This is a genomic window from Streptomyces sp. NPDC053542, from assembly GCF_044544685.1.
GTDB lineage: Bacteria > Actinomycetota > Actinomycetes > Streptomycetales > Streptomycetaceae > Streptomyces.
The window spans coordinates 457411-475286 of sequence record NZ_JBITXL010000001.1 but is presented as its reverse complement, the minus strand read 5'-3'; the positions used below and the strand labels follow the sequence as shown (position 1 = coordinate 475286).

The window sequence follows — 17876 nt, the reverse complement described above, 5'->3', positions numbered from 1 at the left end:
CCGGCACCCAGGCGCCGCTGGCCGCTCAGGCCGGTGCGTACCCCCGCTGGCCAGCGGGGGAGTGCGCCGTACGATTTCGGTGAGCGCCTGAACCGCTGCGTCGAGGGCGTCCCCACCACCTGACCGCCCGGCCCGGGTGTTACGTCAGCTCGCCGTCGCGGGCGACGACCCGGCCGCCGTGCACCACCATGTCCCGCGCCGGCATGTCCACCACGATCTGCGGTACGCACTCGCCGCGGAGCAGGAGGAAGTCGGCGGGGGAGCCGGGGGAGAGGTCGGCGCGGTCCAGGTGCATCACGTCGGCGCCGCCGTGCGACCCCGTGTCGTAACACCCCGTCAGCTCGGAGTCGAGACGGTTGTCCCGCACCCAGCCGAGCAGATGCGCGCGGTGCAGCATGTCCGCGTTGCCGAAGGGGCTCCACGCGTCGCGCACCCCGTCCGAGCCCAGCCCGACCCGCACGCCGTGCTCCTTGAGCCGCGCGATCGGCAGGACCAGATCGCGGCTCGGCGCCACGGTCGTCAGCGAGATGTCCAGGTCGCCGAGGTCGGCCGCCACCCCGGCCAGCTCCGCGTCGGACAGGCCCGGCAGACAGAACACATGACTGACCGTCACCTTGCCCCGCAGCGACAGGGCCCGGGTGCGGTCGATGATGCCGCGCAGCGCTGTGAGGCCCTGCTGGCCCTCGTCGTGCAGATGGATGTCCACGCCGATGCCGTACCGGTCGGCGAGGTCGAAGACCAGGTCGAGCTGTTCGTCCAGCGCGTGGTCAAAGCCGATCGGGTCGATCCCGCCGATGAAGTCCACGGTCCCGCTGCGCGCCGCCTCCCGGAGCAGCGCCGCCGTACCGGGCGCGCGGACGACGCCGTGCTGCGGGAACGCAACGATCTGTACATCGAGTGCGTGCCGCAGCCGCTCGCGCGCGTCGGCGATGCCTTCCACGCAGGTCAGGCCGTAGGCGGGGGCGATGTCGGCGTGCGCGCGCATGGCCCGCGTCCCGCGGGTCACGGCGTGCGCCATCAGTCCGTGCGCCCGCTCGGCGACGGACCGGCTCTGGCGCTGGAACAGCTCCACGTCCTGGGCGACGAAGTCCGCGATGCTGCTCGCCGGCTTGCGCGACTCCCAACTCCCGCCCCACGTCGTCTTGTCGGGGTGGATGTGCGCGTCCACCAGCGCCGGCAGGGCGATCCGACCGCCACCGTCGATCACCTCGGCGCCCTCCGGGGCCCGCCTGTCCGTGATGCGGCCGTCGACGACGACGAGGTCCACCGCGTGCTTCGCCCCGAAGGGCCGCACCTCACGGAAGACCACCGGGCGCGCGGGCCGCGCACGGTCCGCTGCCCGCGCCGGCGGCACGGCCGCGGACAGTACGGCGCCGGCGCCCGCGAGCGAGGCGGCACCCGCGAGAACACCGCGCCGGGAGGGCTGGGAGGGCGGAGGCGTCATCGGAACTCCTTCGGTGGGAAGGGACGGTGGGGGAGGCGCGGTGGTGCGGTGATACGGGGAGGTGCAGTGGTACGGGGTGGTACGGGAGGTGCAGTGGTACGAGGTGGTGCGGTGGTATGGAGAGGCGCGGTGGTACGGGGTGGGCAGTACGGGGCCCGTGCGCCCCGCTGCCGACGGGGGTGCGGCAGCGAAGCACACGGCCACCGGGCCACGCGTCGCGGCTACACCGGCAGACCCGCGCGCACCACGCGGCGCGGCTTCTTGAGTACGGAGACGTCGGCGAGCGGGTCGCCGTCCACCACGATCACGTCGCCCGCGAAGCCGGGCGCCAGCCGCCCCGCCGTCCGCTCCACACCGAGCAGCCGGGCGGCGCCCGTCGTGGCGGTGCGGATCGCGTCGAGCGCCGGCAGGCCCGCCGAGCGCATCAGCTCCACCTCCCGGCCGATGGGCTCGACCTCACCGCCGGAGGAGTCGGTGCCCGCCGCCAGCGGGACGCCCAGCTCGTGCGCGGTACGCACCGCTTCCTTGAGGGCCGGCAGATAGGTGCGGCCGCGCTCGGCGAGCACCGGGTCGGGCGAGTCGACCATTCCCGCGATGGGGGTCAGCGTCGGCGTGAAGTACGTCCCCCGGCGCCGCATCTCGTGCAGGGTGCGCTCGCCGACGAACGCGCCGTGTTCCAGGGACCGGATGCCCGCCCGCACCGCGTCGTCGCAGCCGCGCTCGCTGTAGCTGTGGCACAGCACGCCCTTGCCGCCGCGCCGCGCCGCCGCGACGATCTCGGACAGCTGCTCGTACGAGTACACCTGCGTCAGCGGGTCCTGCTCCGGCACGCCGGCGCGCTCGTTCACCCGCGTCTTGATCACGTCGGCGCCGCGGGCGAGGTTCACCTGGACGACCCGGCGCAGCGCCTCGGCCGACCGCACGCCGTCCTTCAGCCGCGCGAGCGGCGTGAGGTCCGGGTCCGCGAGCACCGTGTCGGCCAGGTCGGGCGTGACGAAGACGCCGGCGGCCCGCAGCCGGGGCGCCAGCTCGGGTGCCTGGCGGGCCAACTCCCGTACGGCGATGTCCTGGTAGAAGTTCGTGGAGCCGCTGCGCGCGCTGGTGGCGCCCTTGCGGACCGCGTCGCGCGCCTCGGTGGCGGTGTTGAGGTGGATGTGCGCGTCGACCAGACCCGGCAGCACCCAGCTGCCGTGCGCGTCGAGGCGCGGCGCGCCGGCCGGCACGTCGACCTTCGCGCGGGACCCGGCGGCGTGTACCACGCCGTCGCGGATCACCACGACGGCGTCCTCGATGACGTCACCGGTCGCCGGGTCGAGCAGCGTGCCGCCCTCGACGACCAGGTCGCCGCCGCGCTGCGCGCTCCGCGCCGGACCCGCGGCGGATCCCCGCGCCGGGGCGGCAGCCGCGCCCGGAGCCGCCGAGAGGGCGGCGGCCGTGCCGGCCAGGGCCGCGGCACCGGCGAGCACACCGCGGCGGGTGACCCGGCTGGGCGGGGGCGGGACGGACTCGACACACATGCGGGCTCCTCAGTGCTGTACGTGCAACCGAGTGCCATTTGGTATCCCAAATTTCAGCACGAGGCAAGGTTCCTTACTGATCACCGCCCGCGTATGGGGTGAGATGAGGTAGTTGCCCCCGCCTCGCTTCGTGAGCCCGGTATGCCATCGCGCGCGAACCCGACGGCGAGCGCCGTGAGTGCTGTGCGGTGAGCGGCGCGCCGGACGCCTGGCCGCGGCGGCTCCTCAGGTCAGATTCAGCCCGCCGTCGAACACGATGACCTCACCGGTGAGGTAGCTGTTGTCGATCACCGACGCCACCAGCCCGGCCACGTCGGCGGGCCGGGCCGGGCGGTGCATGGGCGCGCGGTCTCGCCACAGCTCGTGCGCCTGAGCCCAGTCCTTCGTCATCGGCGTGTCCACCAGCCCGGGGGCCACCGCGTTGACCCGCACCTCGGGCCCGAGCGCGGCCGCGAGCAGCCGGGTCACGTGGTTCAGCGCGGCCTTGCTCGCCGCGTACGGCACCGACGAGCCCTTGGGGCGCACCCCGGCATGGCTGGTGATGTTCACGATGCTGCCGCCGCCGGGGGACCGGCGCAGCGCCGGAAGTGCCGCCGTGCACAGTACCCATGGCGCGATCAGGTTGACCTCCAGCAGCTGCCGCCAGTCCGCCGGTGTCGCCGCGGCCAGATCGTCGTGCGGGATCGGCCAGCTGATGCCGGCATTGTTGACGAGCACGTCCAGCCGCCCGTACCGGCCGAGCGCTGCCTCGACCAGCCCCCGGGCCTCCTCCTCCACCGCCAGGTCCGCGCGTACGTAAGTCCCGCCCAGCTCCGCGGCCAGCGCCTCCCCGGCCTCCGTGCTGCGCCGCGAGTGCACGACGACCCGCATCCCGTCCGCCGCCAGCCGCCGCGCGACGGCCTCCCCGATCCCCGACGTCGACCCGCTGACCAGGGCGACGGGCCGGTCCGCTTGCTGTATTTCCATGCGGTGGATCTTGTCACGGCCCCGGCCGCGACCGCCGTACCGGCAGCTCCGTGGCCGGTAACCGTCCTTGGCGGCGGCGGAGCACCCACCTTCACCGCCATCTGCGAGAAACCCTCTCCCTGACCGGGGCCGCCGTCCATAGGCTTCCCGTGCCAGGCGAGCGGCGCCCGCTTTCCTCGTGACTTACCGAAGTGACTTACCGAAGTGACTCACCGAAGTGACTCACCGAACGGTTTACGGTTCACGGTTCACCGGAGGGACGTGACGACATGCAGCGGACAGCAATCGCCGCAGCGGTGGTATTGGCGGTGGCACTGCTCGGAGGGTGCGAACCGGCGGAGAGCGGGGACCGCGCCGTCGGGTGCGCGCGATTCGCACTCGCGGTGTCCGACGCCATAGGCGACCTGGAACATGCCGTACTGGAGTCCGCCCTCGACCGGCGGGCGGACGCGGCGGTGAATTCGCTCGACGCGGCGGTCGCCGAACTCACGAAGCGCTCGTCCGGCGCGGAGGTACGGGAGGCCGCCGCCGCGGTCGGCGCGGCGACGGACGAGGTACGCACGGCCCTGGCCGAGAACCGCAAACCCGATCTGGGCCCGCTGCGCAGCGCCGGCCTGCAACTGGTCAGGGCCTGCCCCAACGGAGCGGCCTCGTAACGCCCCACCGCCGCGAACGGCGGTGCCGCACACACTCGTAAAGCTGTTCCCCTCGGCCTCGGCGGGTGCGGAGATCGGTGACTTCCGGGGAAACCGGGTCCGGCGGGAGCGGTGTCTGGCAGAGTGCTGCGTGATGTGTGGTGTGTGGTAAGGGAGATCAGGGGATCTGATCCGGCGGGGGAGGCCATGCAGTCCGGCGACGTGACGCACACGCGTGAACACCGTGAATACTGGGATCCGACGCATCCCGTTCTGGAAATCCTGCGCGCCCGACGGGATTCGGGCAGCTTACCGGGGCAGCGCAGCGATGGCGCGACCGTCGCCCTCGCCGTCGAAGGGGGCGGCATGCGCGGGGTCATCTCTGCGGCGATGCTGTCCCAACTGGAGGACTACGGCTTCAAGAACGCCTTCGACGTGGTGTACGGCTGCTCCGCCGGCGGAATCAACGGCGCCTACTTCCTCGCCGGAGAGACCTGGTATCCGCTGTCGATCTACTACGACGACCTGACGACCAAACAGTTCGTCGACTTCTCAAGAGCGTTGCGCAGACGCCCGATCCTGAACCTGGCCTACTCCTTCGACCGCATCATGGAGCGGGTCAAACCCCTGGACTACGAGGCGGTACTGAGCTCCCCGATCCCGCTGGCCGTCCCCGTCACCGACGTCGACGCCCTGCGGACCGTCGTACTGCGGGACTTCACCTCCCGGGCCGACCTCAAGGCCGCCCTCCGCGCCTCCGCCTGGCTGCCCATCGCCGTTCCGGGCACGTTCCTGATGACCGACGGACGGCGGGCCGTCGACGGTGGAGTACTCACCGCGCTGCCGTTCCGCCTCGCGGTCGACGACGGCTGCACCCACATCCTCTCCCTCAGCACGCGGCCGATGGGGACAGGAGCCGCGGGCAGCAGACTCTCACCGCTGCACCGATACACGTATCTGCACCTCGAGCACATGCGCCGCGGCCTCGGGAGCGGCTATCTGACGGCCATCCGGCAGAAACACCGCGACCAGGAGTGGTTGCGCCGGCGGCGGACGGACACCGGGGACGGCGCCCCGTACGTCCTGGACCTCGCGCCACTGCCGTGGATGCCGGAGCTCAAGCGGCACGAGATGGACCAGCACCAGCTCCTCGAACACGCACGGAAGGCATACGGGACAGCGTTCTGCGCCACCGAGGGCAGGCCCGTCGAACTGATCCGCCGGGGAAGCATCCGTGCGATGCCCAGACTGATGGTGGTGGACACCGAGAATGGAGAACCGAGGGGCGACGCTGGACCTGCTGCTCCCCGCATTGCGAGACCTGACGGGGTATAGCGACCGCCAACTGGCCCGACTACGCGACTTGTTGGAGCTGACCGCCGCCGACGAGGACGACGGCCGGCCGGAAACCGCCCGGCAGCGGACCCGTCGCCTCAAGGCATGGCGGCGCATGCTGCAGGACATCCCGCTGGACGAGCGCTCCTTCGACGACCGGTTCGGACTCGCCGGCCGACAGGACACCATCTCCCGCCTGACCACCTGGTGCCTCGGATACCGCACGCAACGCGGCACCGGCGGACCGACGCGGCGGCGCCCGGCGAGCGCGGCCGACGCGCTGTTCGGCTTCGTGAGCCTGTTCCTGCTGACCCTGCTCGGCCTCGCCGAATCCGAGGCGCAGCGCTCGCTCCCGCAGCCATCGGCCGCCCCCGGTGGCAGCGGCACGGCGCTGACCCACGACTGCGGCGGGGTGTGCGGCGTACTCGTCGCGGAGGACGCGGTCGCGCAGGTCATCACCGAGGTCTACAGCCCGCAGGCGCGGTCCGGCACGCGCCGCGCGGCCGCGACGGTGGAGGAGTCCACCGAGCGCGAATGGCAGGCGATGCAACGCAAGCTGCGGTTCCACCGGCACGGCAGCACGTCGATGATCCTGCGCGGCACCACCGCGAGCGCGGTGCACGGCACCCGCCCGGAATTCGCCCTCAAGCTGATCCTGTACCCGTTCACCAAAATCCCGACGCTCACCCGCGCCACCCGCGAGTACGCGGAGACGTACGGCACGTCCGGCACCGGCTCACGGCATCTGGTGCGGGTCTGGGCAAGCTTCGACAGCTGGATACTGATGGACTTCGTCGCGGGCCGGACGCTCGCGGAAGTCATCCGCGAGGAACGCGAGGAAGCCGAACGAGAAGCGGCCGACACGGGCCGGGCGCTCTCCCTGCGGCTCGACCGGCTGCGGGAAAAAGGGCTGCTGCTCTTCGAAGCGCTGGAGGAACTGCAACGCGTCGCACGGGACGACACCGACACGGACACCGGCATCGGCCCCGACTCCGTACACGGACGCTTCACAGGCGTGCACGCGGACCTGTCCCCGTCCAACATCATCGTCTCCGACGCCGACGGCACCTTCAAACTCATCGACCTCGGCCGGAACTACCTCTACACCCACACCATCACCGGTACGGCCGGGGCCGAGGCCGCCTACATCGCTCCGGAGATCAAGGCCGGCGACGAGGAGAACACCCGGGCCGACCTCTACTCGCTCGGCCAGCTGCTGATCCTCTTCGGCAGCGGACGAGCGAGCCCGGATGGCGTGGTGCCGGACATCTTCTACATGCGCGCCGTGGAGCTGGCACGCTTCCTCGAGGACCTGATCGACGCCGCGCCGGAGCGACGGCTGCTCATCTTCTCCACCGGCCCCGCACCGGAATCCACCGGCACCGGCACCGGACCCGCCCCGGAATTCTCGTTCGCCCGGCTGAAGGAGAGTTTCCTGGCGGAGATCGAGATGGTGCAGGCCGCCGAACAGGGCGAGACCGACCTGCGCATCGAGACCGGCTGGCGGGCCCTGCGCGAGCTGCTCCGCCCGCTGGCCGGCGACCCGGGCCGCGAGTGGCGGCTGTGGCGCATGCGCAGAGCCCAAGGCGAACCCCCCAACGCGGACAGCAGTCACGGCAGAGACAACGGGCACGGCAGAGGGTTCACCAACTGGCTGCTCGCCTGGTCGCTGCTGTCGGCGCTGATCTGGGCGCTGACGAACACCACCGTCATCACCTGGCTCCTGCGCGACCTGGACCTCTCGTGGGGCAACAAGCTGGTGGAGCTGGTACAGCACCTCAGCAACACCCCCACCGGCCTCCCGATCGTCGACTCCTGGCGGCACAGCGACTACCGCATACCGGACTGGCGGGCCAACCTCCCGGCCCGGATGGTCGGCCTCTCGTACGCCATCGCGGCGCCGAAGTTCTACCAGATGCTCTTCTCCGGCCTCACGCCCCTCGCCATCGGATGGCGGGCCGGCGCGCTGAGCCGGCTGGCCCTGGCGACCGAGGTGGTCATGCGGATGATGGCCGTCGTACCGTGCGGCCTCGTCCTGGCGATCACCCTCGTCGAGCCGCGCTGGTGGCCGATCAACTCCGCGATCGGGCAGTGCCTGACCTGGCTCGTGAACTTCCTGATGCTGGCGTACGTCCGCGCGGTCATCGCCCGTTCGCGACAGCTCGGACTCAGTACGGTCGCAGCCGATGACAGCAAGATCACCGGCCTGTCCTCGTTCGCCCAGTGGGTGCCGACCTCACTCTTCTACGCCCTGGCCGTCACGACCATCGGCACCTGCCTCTACCTGCAGCTTCTCCATGACACCTACGTGTACGCGCTGGCCGTCACCTCGACCAACATCTTCCTCTTCTACGTCATCAAGTGCGGCATCGGCGGCCCGACGGTCCGGGTCGCCATCGTCCGCACCTGCCTGGCCGCGGAACGTGTGGGCAGGTGCCAGTAGCTACGCGGAGTACCGGAAGCCGCTGCGGTACTCGGTCGGCGTGGTGGCCAGTTGGCGCCGGAAGGCCCGGATCAGGGTGTCGACGGTACCGAATCCGCAGGCGCCGGCGATGCGGTCGAGTGTCGCGTCGGTCGACTCCAGCTGCTGGCGGGCGAGTTCGACACGGGCGGATTCGATATAGGCGGCCGGTGTCATGCCGAGTTCGGTCTTGAAGATGCGGGAGAGCTGCCGTTCGGAGACATGGGCGTGTTCGGCGAGCTCGGCGAGGCCGAGGGGCCGGGACAGGTTGCGCGTGATGTAGTGCCGCAGGTCCTCGATCCGGCGAGTGGTGGAGACGGGTTCGAGGGGTACGGAGAACTGGCTCTGTCCGCCGGGGCGTTTGAGGTACATCACGAGCTGGCGGGCCACCCGCAGCGCGACGGCTTCGCCGAAGTCCTCGGCGACCAGGGCCAACGACAGGTCGAGGCACGAGCTGATGCCCGCACCGGTCCACACGGCACCGTCACGGATGAAGATCGGGTCGGCATCCACGGTGACGGCGGGATGGTCGGCGGCGAGCTGGCCGGCGGTCGACCAGTGCGTGGTGGCACGCTTCCCGTCGAGCAGGCCCGCGGCGGCCAGGAGATGGGCGCCGACGCACACGGAGGCGATACGGCGTGACGCGCCGGCGAGCTGCTTGACGCGGGCGGTGACCTCCGGATCCGCGAGGGCGCGTACGCGCCGGTCGGCGTCGATGCGTACGGAGCCGGGCACGAGGAGGGTGTCAATGCTCTGCCCTGTGACCTCGTCGAACGTGGCGTCGGGCAGGACGCGTACCCCCGCCGAGGTGGTGACCGGCTCCAGCGTCTCGGCGGCCAGGAGTACGCGGTATCCGGTGCGGGTGCCGGTGCCGGTGCCGGTGTCCGTGTCCACCTCGCGTCGCAGCAGGGCGAAGACCTCCGGCGGGCCGGTGATGTCCAGCAGGTCGACGCCGTCGAAGACGACGATGACGACGAGCCGTTCCGATGCGGGCACGCGTTCCCTCCCAGGTCCCCAGGTGATGTCCGAATCTGCAAGTTGGGTGTCATTGCAGACACCGACGGCTGATCGTAGCGTCGTACGCATGACGACAACGACACTGCGCCGGCTCAACGGCTTCGACGAGACCCCGGCGACCCTCGCCGACGCCACGCTCCTCATGGTCGACTTCCAGAACACCTACACCCAGGGCGTGATGGAGCTGTCCGGCTGGCAGCCGGCACTGGACTCGGCCGCGGCGCTGCTCGCGCGGGCGCGGGAGGCGGGGACGCCGGTCATCCACATCGCCCACGACGGCGGTGCGGGCACCCCGTACGACATCCGCGCGGAGATCGGCGCCATCCATCCCAGCGTGGCCCCGGTCGACGGTGAGCCGGTCGTGGAGAAGCAGGCGCCGAACGCGTTCCACCAGACCGACCTCGAGGACAAGGTCAAGGCCGCGGGCCGCAAGAACGTCATCATCGCCGGTTTTATGACGCACATGTGCGTCACCTTCACCGCCGAAGGCGCGTTCCTGCGCGGCTACGCGCCCACGATCGTCGCCGACGCCTGCGCCACCCGGCCCCTGACGGGGGCCGGGGCCGAACTGTCCGCCGAGCAGATCCACCACAGCGCACTGGCCACGATCGCGGACCTCTACGGCGTCGTCGTAGAGCGCGGCACCGCCCTGGAATAGGCGTCCAGGATTAGCCGCCCTGGAACAGGGCGGCCTGGTTACTGCCCCAGGCGCATCAGCAGATGCCCCCGGCGGAACCGCTCGTCCTCGCCCGGCTCGCGCAGCATCCGGCCGATTTCAACGAACCCGGCATCGCCGGCCAGCTCGGCGAGGTCGTCGATCGGCCACCGGTAGGCCGTCGCCACTTTGTGGTCGAACGCCGTGACCGGCTCACCCTCCGACTCGAAGAAACCGAGCAGGAGGTGGCCACCGGGCGCGAGCACCCGCCGGAACTCGGCGAAGTACGAGGGCACGTCCTTCGGCGGGGCGTGGATGACCGAATACCACGAGACGATGCCGTCCAGCGTGCCGTCGGGCAGGTCGAGGGCGTCCATGGAGCCGACCTCGAACCGCAGGTCGGGGTAGGTCTCGCGGGCAAGGTCGATCATCACCGGCGACAGGTCGATGCCGAAGACGTCCAGACCGAGGTCCCGCAAATGCGCGGTCGTGCATCCGGGGCCGCATCCCAGCTCCGCCACGGGTCCGCCCTCGTTGGTCCGCACGAGCTCGGCGAACGCGGCGAGCACCGCGCGGTCCAAGGGGAGGGCGTCCAGCGCATTGCGGGCGAGTTCGAAGTACAGGCCGGCCACGGAATCGTAGGCATCCGCTGTCGCGCAGAGGTGCGAGGAAGGTTCAGTCACAAGCGAGGACATTAGAGCCTCTCCCGCCGCGCTGACGACCGCCCCGTCAAACGCGCCCCGCCCTGTCGGGCCCCGTCAACCAGCCCGTGGCGCCCACCACTTCGCGCGCTATGTCCACGACGGAACGCCCGTCGGTCGCCACCCGCGTGGTGCCCACGGGCGTCCCCTCGTCCAACAGCTGCCCCTTAAAGGCGCTGCTCTTCAGCTCGTCCTCCAGCTCCGAGCCGAGCTCCCGGCCACCTGAACGAGACATGCCGGTAGAAGAGTTGGGCGAATGAGGGCGGCGCCTGATTGAATGGGGTGGATGATCTTGAGCCGCTGTCCTCCGAAAGGTAACCCCTGATGTCGTCCGTCCTCGACCAGGTACCGACCACCGCTGTGTCGACGGAATTCCGCCGCCCGCCGGCCCGCCCCAAGACGTCGGCCAGGACGGCGGCAGGCCCCAGGACGGCGGCTCACGGCACGACACCGGCTCGTGGCACGGCACCGGCTCGCTCCACGACATCCGCTCGTACCAGGACGGCGCCTCGCCGCGCCGCCGCTCCCCTCGACGGCGCCGCTGCCGAGGTGCTCCGTACCATAGCCAACTCCCGTACCCCGGTCTTCATCACCGTGCACGCGAACGGGCGGCGCCGGTACGGCTACTGGCGGCCGTACGACTCCCGTACCGGCAAGGGAGGCTGCTACGCGGCCCTGCCCACCGACGTGTGCGACCGGCTGGAAGCGGCGGGGCGGATCACGTTCGGTGAGCCCTTGGTGGATCCGGCCAAGACGACGTACCGCGTGTGGGTCGCCGGCGCCCCCGCTGAGCCCTCTCACGCCCCTGCCCCTCGGCCCGCCCGCACCCCGGCCGCTGCGCCGGTGCGTCGCCCGGTAGCAACCGTGGCTCCCGTGGCTCCCGTGACTCCCAGGCGCGCGGTCGCGCAGCGGATCGCCGCATGAGCTGACGGTCGCAGCCGCGGCAACCGGCGCTGCGACCGGCCGTCCGCGGACGGCGAGAGGGCCCCGGCAGCACCGGGACCCTTTCGACGTCTTGTTGTCGGAGATCAGCTGGGCAGGCCCGTCAGACCGAGGAATTCACTGCGGGAGCGGCCGTCGGTGCGCAGGGTGCCGAGCAGGGTGGAGGTCAGCGTGCTGGAGCCGGTGGCCTGCACGCCGCGCAGGGTCATGCAGGTGTGTTCCGCTTCGATGACGACGCCGACGCCCTTGGGTTCCAGGTGGGTCTGCAGCCAGTCGGCGACCTGCTTGGTGAGGCGCTCCTGGACCTGGGGGCGGCAGGCGAAGTGCTCCACGACGCGCGCCAGCTTCGACAGTCCGAGGATGCGCTGCCCGGGGAGGTAACCGACGTGGGCGGTGCCGACGAAGGGCAGCAGGTGATGTTCGCACACCGAGCGCAGCGGGATGCTGCGCGCCAGGACGAGTTCGTCGTAGTTCTCGTCGTTGGGGAAGGTGGTCAGCTCGAACGGGCGGGGGCTGAAGAGCTCGGCGTAGGCCCGGGCCATGCGCCCGGGAGTGCCGCGCAGGCTCTCCGATGCGGTGCTGATGCCGAGCGCGTTGAGGAACTGGCCTGCGGCACGCTCGGCGGCGGCCAGGTCGACGCCGTCCGTGTCGTGGACGACGCGCAGCGCGGTGGCCTCGGATATCGGCGCCGTCGGGGCGTCGGGCGCGAGGTGCGCCGTGGTCGGTGCGGGCTGGGACATGTCAGCTCTCACCCACGCCCAGGGCAGTGAGCAGGACCAGGACGACGGTGATCACGGCGAAGAGGCCGTGCGCGAGGACCACCGGGACCGGGAAGTACCGCTCGGCGGGCTCGCCCTCACCTGTCGCCGTGGCGGTGCGGGTGGCCCGGTACGTGGGCAGCCAGCGGGCCAGCATCACGAAGCCGAGCAGCGCGACGGGGACGAGCAGGCCGAATGCGGTCCAGGCGAGCGCGTCGGTGTCGGTGATCGCGTAGATGATCCAGAACACCAGGCCGATCGCGGCCAGGGCGAAGTGCCCGAAGACGACCGGGACGGGCAGCCGGCTGCTGCCGCTGCGGACGCCGCCGCGGGAGAGCCAGGTGCCGAGCATGTAGAAGCCGCCCAGAGCGGTGATCACCCAGGTGATCAGTGCGGCGATGGTCATGAGGGAGTCCTTGTCCTTCAGGGGTGAGGTGAGCGGAGTGGCCGCACGGGGGCGGTCGTACGGGTGGGGTGGTCAGCCGGAGTGCCGGCCGGCGCGGCCGTGCGTGGGGACGAAGCCTTCGGCCTGCGTGCTCTCGTGCGCGACGCGCACCCCGTAGTGGTAGGCGAGCTTGCCGCCCAGGTAGCCCGAGAGGCCGAGGACGGCCAGGCTCGCGGCGTTCAGCGCGAGCATTCCGGCGCCGACGCTGCCGGTGGGTCCTTCGCCTGCCTGCCGCCACCAGAAGTTGCCCGCGTACGCGACGGTGACCAGCAGGTTCAGCGTCATGTGCAGCAGTGCGACGCGGAACGCCCGGGTGCCCGGCGGGATCGCGAACAGGTCCAGGAAACCCACCAGCGCGGCCACGAGCGCGCCGATCACTCCCAGCGCGATCAGCCACATGGCTCCTCGTGCCAGGAAGTCCGGGTCGTCCACGAGGTGCGAGGCGATGTCGAAGACCAGGCTGCCCACCCAGGCGCCGATCGGCACCGTCACCAGGATCGGGTGGAACGGATGTCCGTACGGGCCGGCCAGTGCGGCGCTGACCGGTCGCTTGGCCTGCTGATGCAACGCTTCGGCCTCATGCAGCGGTTCGGCCATGGCGGACCACCTCCTATTTCACCAACAAATCTTGGTCTTATTCGGTCCGGTGGTCAAGCGGGCCTCGTCGGAGCTCTGCCGACAGTGCTTCACCCAAGGACTTTGGGAGTTAGTGTGAAAAGGTGGCTTCTGACATGACCCAGCCGTCCTCCGCCGGTGACGTGACCCGACCGTTCTCCGCCGGTGACATGACCCGGCAGGTCTCCGCCGGCGACGCGGCGATCGAGTCCGTCAGCGTCCTCAACGAGGACTCCCGACGGCAGATGTTCGCCTTCATCCGGCGCGCCGGCCGCCCCGTCACCCGCGACGAGGCCGCCGCCAGCGTGGGCATATCGCGCAAGCTCGCCGCCTTCCACCTCGACAAACTCGTCGACGCGGGACTGCTGCGCGCCCGGTACGGCGCCCCCGGCGCCATCCGCAAGGTCGGCCGGCAGCCCAAGGTCTACGAGCCCACCGACGCCGACATCCGCGTCAGCATCCCCGACCGCCGCCACGAACTGCTCGCGGACCTGTTCCTGCAGGCGATCGTGACCGAAGGCGAGGACGAGAGCGCCGCGCAGGCAGCCGTCCGCACGGCCCGGCAGCGTGGACGGGAGCTCGGCCGGACCCAACGGGAGCAGACCCGCCCCGGCCGGCTGGGCGCCGAACGCGGCCTCACCGCCTGTGAGCGCATGCTCGACCAGCACGGGTTTGAACCCGTCCGCGAAGGCGCCGACGGGCTACGGCTGCGCAACTGCCCGTTCCACCCGCTCGCGGCCAAGGCCCCGGAGCTGGTGTGCGGTATGAACCACGCCTTCCTGACCGGCTACCTGGAGACCATGGAGATCACCGGCGTCCAGGCCGTCCTGGCCCCACGGCCGGGCGAATGCTGCGTACAACTCGGCCCCGAACAGGCATAACGCCCCGTACCCGGCCGTCGGGCGGGAGTACCCGAGCGAGCACGGTGCGCACCCACGTCGTAACCTATGGCCATGACTGACACCGCGAACCTGACTCCCGATGACGCGTTCGAGCTGCTGTTGGCCGGCAATCAGCGGTTCGTCGCCGGCACCCCGGAACACCCCAACCAGGACGCCGAGCGACGGGCGGCGCTGGCCGCGGTGCAGCAGCCCTTCGCCGTGCTCTTCGGCTGCTCCGACTCCCGGCTGGCCGCCGAGATCATTTTCGACCGCGGCCTGGGAGACCTGTTCGTGGTGCGCACGGCGGGCCATGTGATGGGTCCGGAGGTGCTGGGCAGCATCGAGTACGGAGTGGGTGTGCTCGGCTGCCCGCTGGTGGTGGTGCTCGGCCACGACGCGTGCGGCGCGGTGGCGGCCACCCGCAGCGCGGTGGAGGACGGCGCGACCGCGGACGGCTACGTACGCGACGTCATCGAGCGGGTCACGCCCAGCGTGCTGGCCGCGCGCGCCGCGGGCCTCACCGACAACGGCGAGATCATCGCGGAGCACACCAGGAACACGGTCGATCTGCTGCTGGACCGCTCCCGTGTCCTCGCCGACCAGGTCGCGGCCGGGCGCACCGGCGTGGTCGGCCTGACCTACAGCCTGGCCGACGGCAGCGCCCGGGTGGTCGCGGCCCGCGGCCTGAAGGCCGCCGAAGTCTGAGGGCAGTCGAAGCCTGAAGGCAGCCGAAGCCTGAGGGCTGCGACACCTCGGTCCGGGCAGGGCGGCTGACGCCCCGCCCGGACCGGACGTCAGCCGCCCAGCGGCACGTCCGCGCCGGTCAGGTCCGCGCGAACGCCGTCCTTCGTCACGGAGATGTCGCGAAGCCGCAGGTCACCGGGCAGGTCGTGGGGCAGCTGGGCGGAGAACTCCATGTCCTCCGCGACCCTCGGCTCCCGGACCTTCTGCAGGCCCTCGAGCAGCGACGGATCGATCCCGGTCGGCTTGAGCAGCGCCGGATGCGCGACGAGCGCGTCCAGCGCCCTGCCCTTCATCAAATGGTCCGGGCGGAGCCGCTGCTGCCCGGTCGCCTCCTGGAGGCCGCGCTCGTCCATCTTGTCGGCGGCGGGTGCGGTCAGCTGCAGACCGCCTCCCTTGCCCGGTGTGTACGTGAGCAGGCCCGGCACCACCAGCCGGGTGTCCGCCACGGTCAGCGCCACGCCGTGGTCCCCGGTGCGCCGCACCTGCGCCCGCGCCCGGACCGTGGCGTGCTTGCCGGCCACCGGCAGCTCGCCGTGGGCCAGTACCGTGTTCTTCTCCCGGCCCGGGGTCAAGTGCACCTGTGACGCGCCGACTTCGCGGTTCAGGTCGTCGAAGTCGAGGAGCACCTCGCCGCGCACCCGGCTCAGGACCGCGCCCTTGACCGAGGTCGGGAGGGAGCCGACGATCCGCAGATCGTCCACCGTTCCCTTCACCTGCGCGACGGAGACCCGCCCGGCTGGCACGTCGGGAACGTTGACCTCGACGCGGTCGAGACGGCCCGCGGCGAGCTGCGCGAGGAACGGGAAGCTGTCGATGTGCACTTCGGGCTCGGCGCGAAGCTTCATCGCTTCCTGCATCTTCTGCGCGGCCATGTTCTCGGCGTAGAGCACGGCCCAGCGGTCGCCGAGGGCGAGGAAAGCGAGCACGACGCCCAGGCCGACGACCGTCTTCGCGGTCCGCCGGACAATGCGTCGGCGGGAACGCCGGCGCCCGGGGGCCGCGTCGCCCGCGCCCGGGCCCTCGCCGTCCCGGTCCGCGCCCTCGTGGGGAGCGCGGGCCGCCGGAATGCGTGCGGTGGAGTCGGCGGGAGGTTCGTTCGAGATCACCATCACATGCGATCACACGACGCCCGCTACGGCCAAGTCACCTCCGTCCCACACGTCAATGCCCTGCTCAGCACCGCCTCTTGACGGCCCGACAGGCCCTGTTACCGTGGGCCGCGGCCAGTAAATGATCTTCACCCCCGACAGCGCTCCCGGGCAGTTGCCTTCGCTCTGCCGTCTCTCCGCTGTCCCTTTGCTCCCGCTCTGCTCCCGCTCCCGACGATGGATGCCGCTTCATGTCTTCTATGCCGTTCAACCCCGCTCCCGCCAACCAGGACGGCCAGCAGCTGAGCCTGTCCACGGCGGCCGCGCGGAATCTGGCGAGTACGACCAAGACCGTTCCGCAGATGCAGGGCATCTCCTCCCGGTGGCTGCTGCGGCTGCTTCCTTGGGTGCAGGTCTCCGGAGGCGCGTACCGGGTGAACCGCCGGCTCACCCACACCCTCGGTGACGGCCGGGTCGAGTTCGTCGCCACCGGCGCGGACGTGCGCGTCATCCCGACCGAGCTGCGGGAGCTGCCGCCGCTGCGGGCCTTTGAGGACGAGACGGTGCTGGGCGCGCTGGCGGAGCGGTTCGCGCAGCGCGAGGTGGCCGCGGGCGAGACGATCGTGGAGGCCGGCCGCCCCGCCGATGAGGTCGTGCTCATCGCGCACGGCAAGAGCAACAAGCTGGGCACCGGCAAGTACGGTGACCCGACGGTGCTCGGTGTGCTCGCGGACGGTGACTACGTCGGCGAGTCCCTGCTGACCGGCGCGGACGGCGAGTGGGAGTTCACCGTACGGGCGGTCACCGCCTGTACCGTGCTGAGCCTGTCGCGGGCGGCGTTCGAGGAGGTCCAGGGCCGGGCGGACGGCCTGCGCACGCACTTGGAGGAGGTGCGGTCCGCTTCCCACCTGGCGCAGAACAAGCGGGGCGAGGCGGCCATCGACCTGGCCTCCGGTCACGCCGGTGAGCCGGTACTGCCCAGCACCTTCGTCGACTACGAACTCAGCCCCCGCGAGTACGAACTGAGCGTCGCTCAGACGGTGCTCCGCGTGCACAGCCGCGTCGCCGACCTCTACAACGAGCCCATGAACCAGGTCGAGCAGCAGCTGCGGCTCACCGTCGAGGCGCTGCGCGAGCGGCAGGAGCACGAGCTCGTCAACAGCCGTGACTTCGGGCTCCTCCACAACGCCGATTTCAGGCAGCGCATCCGTACGCACAGCGGCCCGCCCACCCCGGACGACCTCGACGAGCTGATCTCGCGGCGCCGCAAGACCCAGTACCTGCTGGCCCACCCGAAGGCGATCGCGGCCTTCGGCCGGGAGTGCAGCAAGCGCGGGCTCTACCCGCAGGGTGTCGAGCTGGAGGGCCACCAGGTGCCGGCCTGGCGCGGCATCCCGATCCTGCCCTGCAACAAGATCCCGGTCAGCGCCGCCGGGACCAGCTCCATCCTCGCGATGCGCACGGGTGAGGAGGACCAGGGCGTCGTCGGTCTCCACCAGGCGGGCATCCCCGACGAGATCGAGCCCAGCCTCAACGCCCGCTTCATGGGCATCGACGACAAGGCCATCATTTCCTACCTGGTGAGCGCCTACTACTCGGCGGCGGTGCTCGTACCGGACGCACTCGGCATCCTCGAAGACGTCGAGATCGGCCACTACGGCAACTAGCCGCG

General features: G+C 71.1%; 18 protein-coding genes. 8 read left to right on the top strand and 10 right to left on the bottom strand.

Features of this window, described 5'->3' with window-relative positions:
- Nucleotides 1-139: 139 nt before the first annotated feature.
- The 3 genes from ACIGXO_RS02160 to ACIGXO_RS02150 all read right to left on the bottom strand — a co-directional run bounded on the left by ACIGXO_RS02160 (nucleotide 140) and on the right by ACIGXO_RS02150 (nucleotide 3927).
- Nucleotides 140-1444: an amidohydrolase gene (locus ACIGXO_RS02160; protein ID WP_399779101.1), complete on the bottom strand. Its 1305-nt coding sequence runs from the start codon at nucleotides 1442-1444 to the stop codon at nucleotides 140-142.
- Between the two features lie 221 nt (nucleotides 1445-1665).
- Complete coding sequence (locus ACIGXO_RS02155; RefSeq protein ID WP_399779099.1) at nucleotides 1666-2961, bottom strand: amidohydrolase family protein; 1296 nt, start codon at nucleotides 2959-2961, stop codon at nucleotides 1666-1668.
- Nucleotides 2962-3186: 225 nt separating this feature from the next.
- On the bottom strand, nucleotides 3187-3927 hold the full coding sequence (locus ACIGXO_RS02150) for an SDR family NAD(P)-dependent oxidoreductase (protein ID WP_399779097.1): 741 nt from the start codon (nucleotides 3925-3927) through the stop codon (nucleotides 3187-3189).
- Nucleotides 3928-4196: 269 nt separating this feature from the next.
- Here ACIGXO_RS02150 and ACIGXO_RS02145 point away from each other — a divergent pair, with 269 nt between their 5' ends.
- The 3 genes from ACIGXO_RS02145 to ACIGXO_RS02135 all read left to right on the top strand — a co-directional run bounded on the left by ACIGXO_RS02145 (nucleotide 4197) and on the right by ACIGXO_RS02135 (nucleotide 8340).
- Nucleotides 4197-4583: a hypothetical protein gene (locus tag ACIGXO_RS02145; RefSeq protein ID WP_399779096.1), complete on the top strand. Its 387-nt coding sequence runs from the start codon at nucleotides 4197-4199 to the stop codon at nucleotides 4581-4583.
- A 186-nt stretch (nucleotides 4584-4769) separates the two neighbouring features.
- Complete coding sequence (locus ACIGXO_RS02140; RefSeq protein WP_399779094.1) at nucleotides 4770-5897, top strand: patatin-like phospholipase family protein; 1128 nt, start codon at nucleotides 4770-4772, stop codon at nucleotides 5895-5897.
- Complete coding sequence (locus ACIGXO_RS02135; protein ID WP_399779092.1) at nucleotides 5833-8340, top strand: hypothetical protein; 2508 nt, start codon at nucleotides 5833-5835, stop codon at nucleotides 8338-8340. The genes ACIGXO_RS02140 and ACIGXO_RS02135 overlap by 65 nt, the downstream gene beginning before the upstream one ends.
- Here the strand turns inward: ACIGXO_RS02135 and ACIGXO_RS02130 are convergent, their stop codons facing one another.
- On the bottom strand, nucleotides 8341-9354 hold the full coding sequence (locus ACIGXO_RS02130) for a GlxA family transcriptional regulator (RefSeq protein ID WP_399779090.1): 1014 nt from the start codon (nucleotides 9352-9354) through the stop codon (nucleotides 8341-8343).
- Between the two features lie 88 nt (nucleotides 9355-9442).
- On the opposite strand from ACIGXO_RS02130, the gene ACIGXO_RS02125 reads away from it, so the two are divergent.
- A complete protein-coding gene (locus ACIGXO_RS02125; protein WP_399779089.1) occupies nucleotides 9443-10033 on the top strand; it encodes a cysteine hydrolase family protein in 591 nt (196 codons plus the stop codon).
- 38 nt (nucleotides 10034-10071) lie between these two features.
- Here the strand turns inward: ACIGXO_RS02125 and ACIGXO_RS02120 are convergent, their stop codons facing one another.
- Both ACIGXO_RS02120 and ACIGXO_RS02115 read right to left on the bottom strand, forming a co-directional pair.
- Nucleotides 10072-10713 (bottom strand): class I SAM-dependent methyltransferase, encoded by a 642-nt coding sequence (locus ACIGXO_RS02120; RefSeq protein ID WP_399779087.1) that lies wholly within the window; start codon nucleotides 10711-10713, stop codon nucleotides 10072-10074.
- 46 nt (nucleotides 10714-10759) lie between these two features.
- Nucleotides 10760-10966: a hypothetical protein gene (locus ACIGXO_RS02115; protein ID WP_399779085.1), complete on the bottom strand. Its 207-nt coding sequence runs from the start codon at nucleotides 10964-10966 to the stop codon at nucleotides 10760-10762.
- Between the two features lie 314 nt (nucleotides 10967-11280).
- Between ACIGXO_RS02115 and ACIGXO_RS02110 the strand changes: the two genes are divergently transcribed.
- Nucleotides 11281-11655 (top strand): hypothetical protein, encoded by a 375-nt coding sequence (locus ACIGXO_RS02110; protein ID WP_399779083.1) that lies wholly within the window; start codon nucleotides 11281-11283, stop codon nucleotides 11653-11655.
- A gap of 104 nt (nucleotides 11656-11759) precedes the next feature.
- On the opposite strand, the gene folE is transcribed toward ACIGXO_RS02110, so the two are convergent.
- The 3 genes from folE to ACIGXO_RS02095 form a co-directional block, all read right to left on the bottom strand.
- Nucleotides 11760-12413 (bottom strand): GTP cyclohydrolase I FolE, encoded by a 654-nt coding sequence (folE, locus tag ACIGXO_RS02105; protein ID WP_399779080.1) that lies wholly within the window; start codon nucleotides 12411-12413, stop codon nucleotides 11760-11762.
- Nucleotide 12414: 1 nt separating this feature from the next.
- Nucleotides 12415-12837 carry a hypothetical protein gene (locus tag ACIGXO_RS02100; RefSeq protein WP_399779078.1) on the bottom strand — a complete coding sequence of 141 codons (423 nt, stop codon included), beginning with the start codon at nucleotides 12835-12837 and terminating at the stop codon, nucleotides 12415-12417.
- A gap of 72 nt (nucleotides 12838-12909) precedes the next feature.
- On the bottom strand, nucleotides 12910-13473 hold the full coding sequence (locus tag ACIGXO_RS02095; protein ID WP_399779076.1) for a DUF2231 domain-containing protein: 564 nt from the start codon (nucleotides 13471-13473) through the stop codon (nucleotides 12910-12912).
- A gap of 134 nt (nucleotides 13474-13607) precedes the next feature.
- Between ACIGXO_RS02095 and ACIGXO_RS02090 the strand changes: the two genes are divergently transcribed.
- Nucleotides 13608-14372, top strand: coding sequence for a helix-turn-helix transcriptional regulator (locus ACIGXO_RS02090; protein WP_399779074.1), 765 nt, complete (start codon nucleotides 13608-13610; stop codon nucleotides 14370-14372).
- A gap of 72 nt (nucleotides 14373-14444) precedes the next feature.
- Nucleotides 14445-15077: a carbonic anhydrase gene (locus tag ACIGXO_RS02085; RefSeq protein ID WP_399779072.1), complete on the top strand. Its 633-nt coding sequence runs from the start codon at nucleotides 14445-14447 to the stop codon at nucleotides 15075-15077.
- Nucleotides 15078-15166: 89 nt separating this feature from the next.
- Here the strand turns inward: ACIGXO_RS02085 and ACIGXO_RS02080 are convergent, their stop codons facing one another.
- Nucleotides 15167-16225, bottom strand: coding sequence for a DUF2993 domain-containing protein (locus ACIGXO_RS02080; RefSeq protein ID WP_399779070.1), 1059 nt, complete (start codon nucleotides 16223-16225; stop codon nucleotides 15167-15169).
- Between the two features lie 239 nt (nucleotides 16226-16464).
- On the opposite strand from ACIGXO_RS02080, the gene ACIGXO_RS02075 reads away from it, so the two are divergent.
- Nucleotides 16465-17871, top strand: coding sequence for a family 2B encapsulin nanocompartment shell protein (locus ACIGXO_RS02075; protein WP_399779947.1), 1407 nt, complete (start codon nucleotides 16465-16467; stop codon nucleotides 17869-17871).
- Nucleotides 17872-17876 lie beyond the last annotated feature (5 nt).

What these genes read in the sequence shown, in the direction of transcription:
- ACIGXO_RS02160 (WP_399779101.1), bottom strand. Translation starts at nt 1,444, where the DNA reads ATGACGCCTCCGCCCTCCCAGCCCTCCCGGCGCGGTGTTCTCGCGGGT.
- ACIGXO_RS02155 (WP_399779099.1), bottom strand. Translation starts at nt 2,961, where the DNA reads ATGTGTGTCGAGTCCGTCCCGCCCCCGCCCAGCCGGGTCACCCGCCGC.
- ACIGXO_RS02150 (WP_399779097.1), bottom strand. Translation starts at nt 3,927, where the DNA reads ATGGAAATACAGCAAGCGGACCGGCCCGTCGCCCTGGTCAGCGGGTCG.
- ACIGXO_RS02145 (WP_399779096.1), top strand. Translation starts at nt 4,197, where the DNA reads ATGCAGCGGACAGCAATCGCCGCAGCGGTGGTATTGGCGGTGGCACTG.
- ACIGXO_RS02140 (WP_399779094.1), top strand. Translation starts at nt 4,770, where the DNA reads ATGCAGTCCGGCGACGTGACGCACACGCGTGAACACCGTGAATACTGG.
- ACIGXO_RS02135 (WP_399779092.1), top strand. Translation starts at nt 5,833, where the DNA reads ATGGAGAACCGAGGGGCGACGCTGGACCTGCTGCTCCCCGCATTGCGA.
- ACIGXO_RS02125 (WP_399779089.1), top strand. Translation starts at nt 9,443, where the DNA reads ATGACGACAACGACACTGCGCCGGCTCAACGGCTTCGACGAGACCCCG.
- ACIGXO_RS02115 (WP_399779085.1), bottom strand. Translation starts at nt 10,966, where the DNA reads ATGTCTCGTTCAGGTGGCCGGGAGCTCGGCTCGGAGCTGGAGGACGAG.
- folE (WP_399779080.1), bottom strand. Translation starts at nt 12,413, where the DNA reads ATGTCCCAGCCCGCACCGACCACGGCGCACCTCGCGCCCGACGCCCCG.
- ACIGXO_RS02100 (WP_399779078.1), bottom strand. Translation starts at nt 12,837, where the DNA reads ATGACCATCGCCGCACTGATCACCTGGGTGATCACCGCTCTGGGCGGC.
- ACIGXO_RS02095 (WP_399779076.1), bottom strand. Translation starts at nt 13,473, where the DNA reads ATGGCCGAACCGCTGCATGAGGCCGAAGCGTTGCATCAGCAGGCCAAG.
- ACIGXO_RS02090 (WP_399779074.1), top strand. Translation starts at nt 13,608, where the DNA reads ATGACCCAGCCGTCCTCCGCCGGTGACGTGACCCGACCGTTCTCCGCC.
- ACIGXO_RS02085 (WP_399779072.1), top strand. Translation starts at nt 14,445, where the DNA reads ATGACTGACACCGCGAACCTGACTCCCGATGACGCGTTCGAGCTGCTG.
- ACIGXO_RS02080 (WP_399779070.1), bottom strand. Translation starts at nt 16,225, where the DNA reads ATGGTGATCTCGAACGAACCTCCCGCCGACTCCACCGCACGCATTCCG.
- ACIGXO_RS02075 (WP_399779947.1), top strand. Translation starts at nt 16,465, where the DNA reads ATGCCGTTCAACCCCGCTCCCGCCAACCAGGACGGCCAGCAGCTGAGC.